Source organism: Dehalococcoidia bacterium, assembly GCA_041649635.1.
Classification (GTDB): Bacteria; Chloroflexota; Dehalococcoidia; order E44-bin15; family E44-bin15; genus JAYEHL01.
The window spans coordinates 68965-80551 of the sequence record JBAZMV010000001.1 but is presented as its reverse complement, the minus strand read 5'-3'; the positions used below and the strand labels follow the sequence as shown (position 1 = coordinate 80551).

9 protein-coding genes and 1 tRNA gene are annotated in these 11587 nt (G+C 55.7%); 2 read left to right on the top strand and 8 right to left on the bottom strand.

What is annotated here, in order from left to right; translation table 11 throughout:
* Nucleotides 1-37: 37 nt before the first annotated feature.
* Together WC562_00380 and WC562_00375 are read right to left on the bottom strand one after the other, a co-directional pair.
* Nucleotides 38-2446, bottom strand: coding sequence for a GLUG motif-containing protein (locus tag WC562_00380; protein MFA5054619.1), 2409 nt, complete (start codon nt 2444-2446; stop codon nt 38-40).
* 360 nt (nt 2447-2806) lie between these two features.
* Nucleotides 2807-3574 (bottom strand): SDR family NAD(P)-dependent oxidoreductase, encoded by a 768-nt coding sequence (locus WC562_00375; GenBank protein MFA5054618.1) that lies wholly within the window; start codon nt 3572-3574, stop codon nt 2807-2809.
* Nucleotides 3575-3996: 422 nt separating this feature from the next.
* On the opposite strand from WC562_00375, the gene WC562_00370 reads away from it, so the two are divergent.
* Nucleotides 3997-4094: transfer RNA gene (locus WC562_00370), tRNA-Sec, on the top strand.
* A gap of 4 nt (nt 4095-4098) precedes the next feature.
* Here the strand turns inward: WC562_00370 and selB are convergent.
* The 6 genes from selB to yedE all read right to left on the bottom strand — a co-directional run bounded on the left by selB (nt 4099) and on the right by yedE (nt 9999).
* Complete coding sequence (gene selB / locus WC562_00365) at nt 4099-5955, bottom strand: selenocysteine-specific translation elongation factor (GenBank protein MFA5054617.1); 1857 nt, start codon at nt 5953-5955, stop codon at nt 4099-4101.
* Nucleotides 5956-6051: 96 nt separating this feature from the next.
* Entirely contained in the window at nt 6052-7107 is a 1056-nt protein-coding gene (gene selD, locus WC562_00360) for a selenide, water dikinase SelD (protein MFA5054616.1), read from the bottom strand.
* 147 nt (nt 7108-7254) lie between these two features.
* Nucleotides 7255-7464 (bottom strand): sulfurtransferase TusA family protein, encoded by a 210-nt coding sequence (locus WC562_00355; protein ID MFA5054615.1) that lies wholly within the window; start codon nt 7462-7464, stop codon nt 7255-7257.
* Entirely contained in the window at nt 7457-8359 is a 903-nt protein-coding gene (locus WC562_00350) for an NAD(P)H-hydrate dehydratase (protein ID MFA5054614.1), read from the bottom strand. Before WC562_00350 ends, WC562_00355 begins: the two co-directional genes overlap by 8 nt.
* Nucleotides 8356-8895, bottom strand: a complete 540-nt coding sequence (locus WC562_00345) for a DUF3343 domain-containing protein (GenBank protein MFA5054613.1) — start codon at nt 8893-8895, stop codon at nt 8356-8358. The genes WC562_00350 and WC562_00345 overlap by 4 nt, the downstream gene beginning before the upstream one ends.
* Nucleotides 8896-8907: 12 nt before the next feature.
* Nucleotides 8908-9999 (bottom strand): YedE family putative selenium transporter, encoded by a 1092-nt coding sequence (yedE, locus tag WC562_00340; GenBank protein MFA5054612.1) that lies wholly within the window; start codon nt 9997-9999, stop codon nt 8908-8910.
* Nucleotides 10000-10218: 219 nt separating this feature from the next.
* On the opposite strand from yedE, the gene selA reads away from it, so the two are divergent.
* On the top strand, nt 10219-11580 hold the full coding sequence (gene selA / locus WC562_00335; protein ID MFA5054611.1) for an L-seryl-tRNA(Sec) selenium transferase: 1362 nt from the start codon (nt 10219-10221) through the stop codon (nt 11578-11580).
* Nucleotides 11581-11587: the final 7 nt, after the last annotated feature.

Sequence of the window (11587 nt, the reverse complement as noted above, 5' to 3'; positions counted from 1 at the left end):
TGGAGGCTCAACTCTTGAAAGTACTCCAGTTTGTGTCCTACTCTTCCTCTTCGCTCTCCGGCGGGGTCGGAGCGCCGCGGCGAAGTCGGGGAAGACGGAAGAGCTTTTTCGAGCCTTCAGCTTTTACTGCGGCCCCTCGTTTTTTCTGATTCCGCCTCTTTGCCACTATATATACCGCCGCCACCATCGCAACTGTTAAGATAACGTCCAGCACTACAAGAATCCAGAACCATGCCGGGGTCCCGTCGTCATCAGCCGGGGGCGCTGTTGCCGTAGAAGTGGGCGTGGGTGTAGTCGATGGCGTTGGTGTAGGCGTGGGTGTCGGAGTTGGCGCAACAGCGGTCGTAAAGTTCCATACAGAGCTATTACTACCGCAGGTTGAACTGCTGAGAGCTATCACCTGCCAGTAATACTTTGTGCTGTAGTTAAGCGCCGGCAACTGGTAACTGTTGTTGCTTGTATTCCCGTGATAAGCTGGCGCTGCGGAAGTGCCGAAGTATACATTATATAAAACGGCATTTGTGGAGGCATTCCAGCTCAGCGAAATATTTGTAGCAGAGTTAGTGGAATTATTGGCTGGAGACGGCGCTTGCGGCACGGAAGGGAGAGCGCATACAGTTGTGAAGCTCCATATAGGTCCCCAGGTACTTCCGCAATCATTGACGGCCACTACACGCCAGTAAAAAGTTGTACTGTATGGCAGATTAGACAGGATGTAGCTGCTGGCGGTGGTGCTGCCGCGATATGTAGGAGATGCGGTGGTAGAGAAATATACATTATATAGATTTGCGTCAGCGCATGCGGCCCAGTCCAGGGTCACGCTAACCGGCACGTCCGTTGCGCCGCCCAACGGATACGGGGTGGTGGGCAGGTCCGGCGGGGGACATAAAGGATTATAAATATACCAGATGGTGGTACCGGAACCGCCCGACAACTGCCATGACAGGTAAGGATAACCGTTATTAAGGTTTGTCAGGTTTTCCTCGATATTCCAGTAGGAGTCGGAGAAGGTTTCCAAGGTCTTCAACTCAGCGGTGGTCTTCGGCACGCCTTTGCCGGAGTCAGACTGGTTGGTGGTTTGCCGGTCATAGAAACTGTATGAAACCGCGCCGCCGTTATAGTTTCTTCCGACCAGTCCTCCAACCAGATCGCTTCCGTTAACGGCTCCCGCGGCGTATGAGTAGATCACCGAGCCACCATTGTTCTCTCCCACGAGCCCGCCTACCAGACCGCTTCCGTTCACGGTTGCCGTGGCGTATGAGTATGTCACCTCACCGTAGTTATAATTTCTTCCCACGAGCCCGCCGACACAATCCTCGATTCCTGTTGCACTTCCCGCGGCATACGATTCTGTCACCGTGCCGCCGTTGTTCTCTCCCACGAGCCCGCCGACGGCGTTACTTCCTTCCACATTGCCTTTGGCGTAGGAGTATTCCACAAGGCCAAAATTGTAGTTTCTTCCCACAATACCGCCTATACAGTCATAAATCCCTTCCACATCGCCTTCAGCATATGAGCCGGTTATGGTGCCCCAGTTCTCTCCCACGAGCCCGCCGGCATCCGAGTCTCCATCAACCGTTCCTGTAGCAAATGAATCGGTCACGGTGCTGTTGTCGTCATTCCATCCCACGAGTCCGCCGACATCGGAACTTCCGCTTACGGTTCCCGAAGCACGTGAGTCGGTCACGATGCTGTAGTAGTTCCACCCCACGAGTCCGCCGACAGTGTTCACTCCCTGCACATTACCCGTGGCGTATGAGTCAGTGACCTCCCCCTGGTAATTCTCTCCTACGAGTCCGCCGATGGCGTCGTTCCCTTCCACTTTGGAGGCGGCGTATGAGCCGGTCACCAAACCGTCGTTATAGTTTCTTCCCACGAGCGCGCCGACGCTGTTGGTTCCTTTCACGTATCCCGTAGGGCCGGTGGATGATGAATCGGTTACCGTGCCTCCATTGTTGCATCCTACAAGAGCGCCGACGTTTATCATTCCTGTAATCTTTGCGTCGAACAGGCTAACATTCACAATCTCCGCAGTAGGCCCTATGCATCCGAATAGTCCCACATCGTCGTTATTGGGGCGGTTTATGTAAAGTCCTCTTATGGTATAACCTCGTCCATCGAAGCTGCCGATGAATGGATCTGTATCGGTTCCTACGGGCAGGAAGCCGGAGGGGTCGCTCCAACTGGTGATGGTTATTGTATTGGACAATGCATAATAGGCGTTCAGTTCGTTGTTCATCTCCTGGAGCAGTGAAATGTTTGTAACCAGGTAGGGATCTCCCGAGGTTCCGTTACCGCCGCCAGTAAACGCGTTCGCTTCTTGTGAAGACAGGACAAGAAACCCGGCCAGCAGGGCGCAGAACATAAATATGGTCGTGAAGACTACCGCAACAAATCCAGGTCGCGACATGTCGGACTCCTTGAAATCGCCTCCGACGCGTTTCATTTAAACAAAAAACCTGCGGATTACGCAGGACTCCGTTGATATTTATATGATACCCATTCTGACGACATATTCATATTCCGTTCTTTTACCATAATTCAGGGCATTCTGTCAATGTTTGAGCGGTAAAAAAGCGTTATCGTATAAGTGAAGTTGGTCTAGTTATAACGGCAACTCGTAGATGCGCCACGTTTTGTAATGCCGCGCTCCCATGGACTCGTAGGGGCGGGGTCCAGCACGGGTCGCCGAGAGGAATTTCTTCGATGTGAACAGATGTGTCGGTCATGAGTATTCTATTTCCATAAACAGTAGGGGCGATTCATGAATCGCCCCTACGTCACATATAATCGTAAATGTTAGTCGTTATTTCGGCGGCATGCGTATGGCGCCATCCAATCGTATCGTCTCGCCATTGAGGAAGGGGTTCTCGACTATCTGCTGCGCCAGCATGGCGTATTCTTCCGGCTTGCCGAAGCGCTTGGGGAAGGGAATCTGCGCCGCCAGCGCGTCGTTCATCTCCTTGGGCATCATGGCGGTAAGCGGTGTGGCGAAGGCCCCGGGGATGATGGTGCAGCACCTGATACCAACACGTGACATGTCTCTGGCAATCGATAGCGTCATGCCGACCACTCCGGCCTTGGAGGCGCAGTAGGCTATCTGCCCTATCTGCGGGTCGGTGGCGGCGATGGATGCGGTGTTGATGATTACGCCGCGTTCGCCGTCCTCGTTGGGCTCGTTGGCCTGCATATGGAACGCGGCCCAGCGACAGACATCGAACGTGCCGATGAGGTTGATGTTGACGATCTTGATGAACATGTTGAGGTCGTGCGGGCCCTCCTTGCCGGCTATCTTTCCGACCCAGCCGGTTCCGGCGCAGTGTACCAGGATATCAACGTTCTTGAACTCTTTAAGAGCCGTTTCGAATCCGGCTTTCACCTGGTCGGGATTGGTGATGTCCATCTGAACGAAGATGGCCCCGGAGCCGAGCTCTTTTATCATGGCGTCGCCTGTGTCTTTGTTCATGTCGGCGACGACGATGTTGGCTCCCAGGCTATGGAGCTTTTTAGCGGTGGCGGCGCCCAATCCGCTGGCGCCACCTGTTACGAATGCGGTTTTGCCTTTGATCTGCATGTAGGTTCTCTCCTTTTCATTGGTTTGATATTTGATTAACTTTTATCAACCCCCTAAATCCCCCAGTCATGGGGGACATTAAAAGAAGGGGGACACCCCCTATTCCCCCGGCAGGAGCTTCTCCTGCACCTCTTCTCTTAGTGAGTTTCGATATTGGTTATTTTATTTATAAACCATCCAGATGTTACAACATCTCAGGGGTCGGAAGCAATAAATTATGCAGCGCGAGTGTCATTGCGAGAAGCGAAGCGACGTGGCAATCTCGATGATGTTCAACCCCCTAATCCCCCACGCTTGGGGGACTTTAAAAAGTTGGGGGACACCCCCAATTCCCCCGGCAGGAAGTATCCTGCACCTCTTACCAGCCGAAATTGAAAATCACGACGGGTTATGATAGCATGGCATGGTAGTAAATCAGCTATGGGAGCGGATGGGTCCCGGTGGGCTCCGCGGACTTCAAATCCGTCGGTGGGCACCCTGCGGTGTCCATAGTAGGTTCGACTCCTATGCGCTCCCGCCAGAAGTCATCTCAGCACCCGCCCGTCGCCGACGCGGCGGGTTATTTTTTGGTTGTCCATGTATTCCATCAGCGCGAGAACGTACTTGCGGCTGGTCTGCAGCAGGTCGCGTACCTCGGCCACCGTTGTCTGCCCATGCGCCTTAATATGGTCGGTTATTATTTGCAGCATTTTATCGTAGGCGTCGGCGGTGAAAACAACGCCATCAGCCACTTTCACAACTTTTCTCTGCCCGATGATGATGCTGAGCAGTTCCGGCTCGATGATCGTCTCCGGCGGCGGCGAGAACGGAGTTGTCGATAACGCTTTGATGTAGGCATCGACCTTCTTCTGCTGCTCAGACGACAGTTTTACTTGATGATCGGGCGCATGCACAATCGGACCTGATTCCTTGAGAATACCTTCGTCGGATAGCTGTTTTACGGCGGCGTCGAAGAATTTGGATGGGGCCTTTATTTTATCCTTGAGTTCTTCCTTGGCCATACCCTGTCGCAGCGGGTTGTCTTTGTGGAATCTCTTCAGCGTCTCCTCGACCGATTGTACGACGGCGGTCCAGGCTTGCGCCGAATAAATGAGCCGGTCGTTCTTCTCTCCCAGCACCGTGATGTCTTTGCGTTCGGCCAAAGATGCGATAGCGGCATCTATGTCTTTAGAGGGTATGTTGCATGTGGCCGCCAGCTTAGCGAGCTCGGTCGGCTTGTACGCATCCAGCGATGCGAGTATGACCGACTCAGCGTTGCCTTCGTCTTTTGCCGAGAGGCGCTCGATTGTTGATGCCTGGAACCTGCGGTGCCTTTTAGCGTGGGGCTCCAGTATCTGACCGCCACCCAGCGTCTCCTGCGGTGAGCGTATGATAAAAAGATCGTCCTTAACGATGGCGATCGGGGTGTCGAGTACTATTTGCGCAAAGGCCGTATCTCCCGGTTTGATCTCGCTGGCGTCGAGCAATCGTACCTTGGCCTGGGACTCGGCGGCTCCGGTGTGCAGGGTAACCTGCGCGTTGTGCTCCAGCGGACGTGGCGCTGAAGCGAGCAGGCGCAGCTTGACGTCTATCGCTTTAGTGGGCTTGAGCCAGCCGGGTATGGTGATTACATCGCCGCGTGTGAGCTGCTCGGTCGCAATATTCGCCAGGTTGGCGGCGACGCGGCTGCCCGGATCGATGCTGTCCACGCTCTGCTTGTGCGATTGCAGCCCGCGGAGGTGCGTTCGAATGCCGGCCGGCACGATCTCTATCTCCTGGCCCTTTTTCAGGCTGCCGTCGATGAGTGTTCCAGTTACTATGGTGCCGAACCCGGCCATGGTGAAGATACGGTCGATTGGAAGCCTTGGCTTGCCGATATCGCGCTTGGGGGCTGTTTTGTCGAGCATGGCATCGATGGCATTGAGAAGCGCCGGCAGGTTCTCGCCGGTCATGGCGGATACGGGAATGATCTGCGACTGCGCCAGCGTCGTTCCCTTAATAGTATCCTCGATATCCAGCGTAACCAGTTCTAACATCTCATCGTCGACTAGGTCTTTTTTAGTAATGGCGATGATGCCGTTCTTCACGCCAAGAAGGTCGAGTATGGCGAGATGTTCGCGCGTCTGCGGCATGACGCCTTCGTCGGCGGCGATGATGAGCAGCGCCAGGTCGATGCCGCCGACGCCGGCCAGCATGTTCTTGATGAAGCGCTCGTGGCCGGGCACGTCGACGATGCTGACCTCGCGGCCGCTCGGCAGAGTGAGCCAGGCGAAGCCCAGGTCGATGGTCATGCCGCGCTCTTTCTCCTCGCGGAGGCGGTCGGGATCTATCCCTGTCAGAGCTTTGACCAGTAGCGATTTCCCGTGGTCGACATGTCCTGCTGTGCCTAATACAAATGGCATTTAATGATCAACCCCCTGGCCCCCAATCTTGGGGGAATGGAGAGTTGGGGGACACCCCCAATTCCCCTGGCCCCGATTTATCGGGGCACCTCTTTTTCAGGAATTCCTTAATACGATCTTACCTTTCGGCTTATCTACTATCTGTCCGATGATGGCTGCTTCTTTTATGCCGCTGCTGCGCAGCTTTTTCATCAGCCCTTCGGCTTTGTCCTGAGGTATGGCCATGAGCAGCCCGCCCGATGTCTGCGGGTCGAATAGTATATCCCTCATCTCGTCGCTTATCTCGCAGGCCTGCTCTATATGGCTGCTATAGTATTCCATGTTCCGCCGCGCGCCCCCCGGCACGAATCCCATTGTTGCGAACTCCCTGGCGGCGGCGAAGATCGGTACCGATGATACGTTTATCTCCATTCCCAGCTTGCTGTTGGCTATCATACCGTAGCCGTGACCCATCAGGCTGAAGCCCGTCACGTCCGTGCAGGCGTGCACCTCGGTCGTGCGCATAAGCTCGGCGGCCTTTTTGTTCAGCGTGGTCATGCTGCGCACCGCCGGCTCGATGGCCTTCGAATCGGCTTCTCCGCCCTTTAGCGCCGTGGCCACTATGCCGGTGCCGATGGGCTTGGTCAGAATAATTTTATCGCCGGCGCACGGGCTGTTCCTTCTCAGTACCTGTGCGGGGTGGATGATACCGGTTACCGACAGGCCGTATTTAAGCTCCTCATCGGCTACGCTGTGCCCGCCGACAAGCGCCACGCCGGCTTCCTTCATCTTGTCCAGCCCGCCACGCAGTATATCGCTCAGCGTCGAGATATCCTGGCTGCTGGTAGGGAAACAGACCACGTTCATGGCGGTAATGGGCGTTCCTCCCATGGCATAGACGTCGCTCAGGGAGTTGGCAGCGGCTATCTGGCCGAAGGTGTACGGATCGTCCACGATGGGCGTGATGAAATCGACGGTCTGGATTATAGCCAGATCATCGTTCAACCGATACACGCCGGCATCGTCGCCGGTCTCCAACCCGACCAGTACGTTCTCGTCGTGCATCATCTCAAGCCCGCACAGGGCTTTTGTCAGGTCCGACGGACCTATTTTGGCGGCTCAACCCGCCCCGCGGACGGTCTCGGTAAGCCTCTTTTTCACCCTGTCGCCCATTACTACCTCCTCGATATCGAGGGTGCGCCATTGGCCTATGATATCATCTTGGCTGTGGGTTTGCGAACCCACCCTACATTTGTTGCTTGAATGTATTGGTACAAATTGTGTAGGGGCGATTCGCGAATCGCCCCTACAAGGTCTCGTTCAGCTTTTGCTTAAAGTCAGGTGGAAATCCCCGCCCTTTTTCTCCACCGTGACCGAGCATTTCTTGCTCTTTGCCAGGCGTGTCACATTATCGCGCGCCGTGGCGTTATCTACGATCACTGTGACCTGTTTGTCGGAGCCTTCCAGTGCTTTCTTGGTGTTTATAACAGGAAGCGGGCAGGACAGCCCGCGCGCATCTACTTCACTCATTCCCTTCTCCTTTAATACAGCATACCCCGCTCCATTCGCAGAGATATTTTTCGAATACGGCGGGGAACTGTCGTATTATCTCGCTCACTTTCGTCGCCGGTGTCAGATTTGCCATCTGTCCGGCAATCCTGTTGGTTCTAGCCGCGATTATGGCGGCCTCGTGAGGTTCCAATCCTATATACACCAGTCCCGCGACGAGTCCGGTGATGGTGTCTCCGGTGCCGCCGATGGGCTCGAGCGCGGGCACGTCCGGTTCAGCGATTGTCTTGATTATCTCGCCGTCGCGAACTATATAGTCGATCTTACCCTTTACCAGCAGTAATTTTGCTGCGCTTTTATTGGCGTATGCGTCGCCGATAAGCTTCGGCGTTTGCGTCACGTCGGTATCGAACAGATGTCTGGCGATGTAGGCCGGGTGCGTCGCGGCCGGATCGGCGAGGAAAGCCATCTCAGTGGCGTCCGGCGTGAATATGTCGAAGCTCGACGCCATGCCCGAGGCCTTGGCCGAATACATCGAGGCGGCGTCCGCTATCATGACCGGCCGTTTATCGCATTTGTCGATTGTTTCGCACAGGCGCTTCGTCTGAGCCATGTCGGGCAGCCAGTAATGCAGGGCTAAGACCGTCGGCGCGAGCTTATCGACGCTGTGTATCAGCAGGTCGTATATGGCGCGGCTGCCCGCGCCGTCTCCTATGTCGCCGGCGACAACCACGCGCGGCGCGTCCAGCTTGAAGTAGCTCGTCACCGCCAGCGCGGCACTGATCATGGCGCCGGTGCCCTGCATGCAGGGGAAACGCTGCTTATCGACGGTGAGGTAGTCGCCGTCCGAGGCAACGTCGCCCACGGTCAGAGGCAGATTTTTATCGGGTATCACTCCGGCTATAAGCAGCGTCATGAGCGCCTCCCCTGCCAGATGGCCAGGCTCTCCTCCAGCGCGCGGTGCAGCATGGTGGCGCACAGCGTAAAGCCGATGTCTTTCGGGTTCGGCGCCTCGGACAGCTTCTTCCCGATCATCTCTACGTGCATGTATGGGATGTCGGGGCAGCCTCCGCCGGATGTGTTCACTATGACGCCGCTCTCTTTCTCGAAGGTCAGTTTCATGTTTCCGGCCTTGACCATTGTCCAGTCGCCGAAATCGGTTACTTTCACGATATCGAGCAGGTCGCTTGTGCCCTCGCTCAGCGGAACGATTTCCACATAGGGGACGTCCTTTTCGAGGAACAGGCGTTCGATGCCCATGCTCTCTACAAGGTTTATCTCCACCGCAAGGTCGCAGCCTTTGCGCAGCTTAGGAGGAGGGGCGACGAGCTTTATTGCGTAGCCAGCGTTCTTCAGCGCCTTCTCCGCCTTGAGAGCGGCCTGGACGTCGGCGAATAGCGCCAGCCCGCTGCCCTCGCCCGATATCTTTTTTTCACGTTTGAATAACGGCAAATCTATCTCCCTTTATGCTTTCACTCTATCCCGGAACAGGAATCCGGAGGCGATGCATATCACCAATCCCACGACAACTACCCACGGTCCGGATGCCGAAGGCCCTGCCGCGGAGCTTGCCAGACCGAAGTTATGGCCTACGGCCGCTCCGGCTATCAGGCCGAGCACGGTGATGCCGGCATCAGTATCGCCCTCGCCGCTGAGCACAAGCTGTCGCAGCGGGCAGCCGCCGAGCTGTGTAGCACCGAGGCCCACCAGCGTCATGCCGAAGAAGTTCCACAGGTGGTTGGTGTGTGCCACCGGCTGGCCTTCAAAGCCGAGCTTGAACAGACTTTCATCGAATCCGTAGGTAAGTATAAGGTTTACCAGAAGGGCTCCTATGAACAGACCTGCTATGCCTTTGAACAGGTATGTATCGCGTACCAGGAAAAGGTCGCGCCAGCCGCCGACGAAGCACATCCTTGTCCTTTGCGCGGCTATACCTACGAATAGACCGACCGCCAGTGCCGTGATTATGGGTGCGTATTGAGAACCCGGGCCTGATTCGCTGGCGAACATAAAGCTCGGTTTAACTATAGCCATGATAAGCAGGCCGATCATAACTACGGGCATGACCCAGCCCGATGCCGCCGGCATGGAGTGAGATCGGCCCAGCGAGAAGCCTTTCTTAAGCAGGAAAACGCCTATCAGGGCGCCAAAGGCCACGCCGGCCAGCGCGGCAATCGCAGTAAGGTCGCCGCCGGCAAGGCGTAATAAAGCCCTGACCGGGCATCCCAGAAAGACAAGGATGCCGATCATAACGAACATGCCCAAAAAGAAACGGACCAGCGGGGTTGATCCCCCTCTGGCCCGAAATTCCTTGAAAGCGTATGCGGCGCCGAAGCTGCCGAGAACGAACCCGATTATCTCAGGTCGCATGTACTGGACTACCGCAGCCCGGTGCAGGCCTAAAGCTCCTGTGGTGTCCCTCAGGAAGCAGCCTACACATATGCCCATGTTCTGCGGGTTGCCCCACTTCACAAGAAACGCCGCCAGTATGCCGATTATCAGAGCTAAGGTGAATATCAACATACCCGGCGTCATGATTCGTGTCACACGAGTCACAACATCCTCCTTCGAATTTTGATTTCAGATAATGCGGGAGCCACGCCCCCGGTCGATTGAAGGCTCACGTTTTGCGATGGTACATCGATATCACCCCCTCTCCGTCATAACTAATTAATGTTTTCCGAAAGAATTGTAGGTGTTATAAGGCAGGGATGTCAAGGAAACCCGTTTGACAGTCTGTGAGCGGTATGCTAAATTGCTTGCGAACTAAGTAATATGAAAAAAGAGTTCCGCAGTCTCCCCAGCGTCGATAAGATTCTCTCAGATGCGCGCGTCGTGCGCTGCGAGAAGACGTATTCCCGCCCTACCGTATTGCAGATCGCCCGCGAGTGTCTAAACGAGGCTCGCATGCGATTGAAGGACGGCGGTTCCGCTCCATCTTTCGATGATGTCGTCGGCTCGGTCTGCGATCGAGTCTCTTCCCTCGGAAGCTTAAGCATACGCCCCGTTATCAATGCTACAGGCGTCATAATCCATACGAATATCGGCAGGGCGCCTCTGAGTAAAGAAACGGTAGAGGTTATGGGGGAATGCTCCATAAGTTATGTAAACTTAGAGATCGATCTGGACAGCGGCAAGCGCGGCTCGCGGCAGGTGCATATCGAGTCGCTGCTCTGCCGTTTGACGGGCGCGGAGGCGGCACTGGTCGTGAACAATAACGCGTCGGCCGTGCTCCTTGCTTTGAGCGCCATCGCTAAACGAAAGGAAGTCATCGTTTCCCGCGGGCATGCGGTGGAGATCGGCGGCGGGTTCCGCGTGCCGGACGTGATGCGGCAGAGCGGCGCAAAGCTTGTTGAGGTCGGCACCACTAACCGCACGTATATCTCGGATTACGAGGAGGCGATAACGCCGCGCACTGCCGCCCTGCTCAGGGTGCACTCCAGCAATTTCAAGGTAGTCGGTTTTACCGAATCGGTGGAAGTAGGAGAACTGGTCGAATTGGGGAAACGCCGCGGCATCCCCGTGCTCGACGATATAGGCAGCGGGTGCCTCATCGATACGACAAGGTTCGGGTTGGAATACGAGCCTATGGTTCAGGATAGCGTTAAAGCCGGAGTCGACCTGGTTATGTTCTCCGGAGATAAGCTGCTGGGCGGGCCGCAGGCCGGAATCATCGTTGGATGTAAGGAACTAATCGCTAAGCTGAGCAAGCACCCGCTAGCCCGGGCGACGCGAATCGATAAAGTAAGGCTGGCAGGATTGTCAGCGACGCTGCTTCACTATATCAAAGGCGAGGCTGAGGAGAAGATACCGGTATGGTGCATGATATCGATGCCGGTTGACGATATCGATAAGCGGGCGCGGCGATGGTGCAGGGCTATCGGCAAGGCGGCTTCGGTTGTTGACGGACGATCCATGGTCGGCGGCGGCAGCTTACCGGGTGGCACCCTGCCAACGCGGCTGGTCAGAATCGAATGCAGTGGTGGAGCGCAGAAGCTGGCCGAGGAGCTTCGTAAAGGCAGCCCTTCCGTCATCGGCCGTATTGAAGAGGACTATTTTCTGCTTGATCCCCGGACGGTTTTCACCGAGGAGGATGAACTGTTGTTAAGTCGGCTGTCGAGCATAATTAATAGGTGAAAGGTGT

Excerpts from the sequence above, each read along its gene's own strand:
- WC562_00380 (MFA5054619.1), bottom strand. The coding sequence starts at position 2,446 with ATGAAACGCGTCGGAGGCGATTTCAAGGAGTCCGACATGTCGCGACCT.
- WC562_00375 (MFA5054618.1), bottom strand. The coding sequence starts at position 3,574 with ATGCAGATCAAAGGCAAAACCGCATTCGTAACAGGTGGCGCCAGCGGA.
- selB (MFA5054617.1), bottom strand. The coding sequence starts at position 5,955 with ATGCCATTTGTATTAGGCACAGCAGGACATGTCGACCACGGGAAATCG.
- WC562_00355 (MFA5054615.1), bottom strand. The coding sequence starts at position 7,464 with ATGAGTGAAGTAGATGCGCGCGGGCTGTCCTGCCCGCTTCCTGTTATA.
- WC562_00350 (MFA5054614.1), bottom strand. The coding sequence starts at position 8,359 with ATGACGCTGCTTATAGCCGGAGTGATACCCGATAAAAATCTGCCTCTG.
- selA (MFA5054611.1), top strand. The coding sequence starts at position 10,219 with ATGAAAAAAGAGTTCCGCAGTCTCCCCAGCGTCGATAAGATTCTCTCA.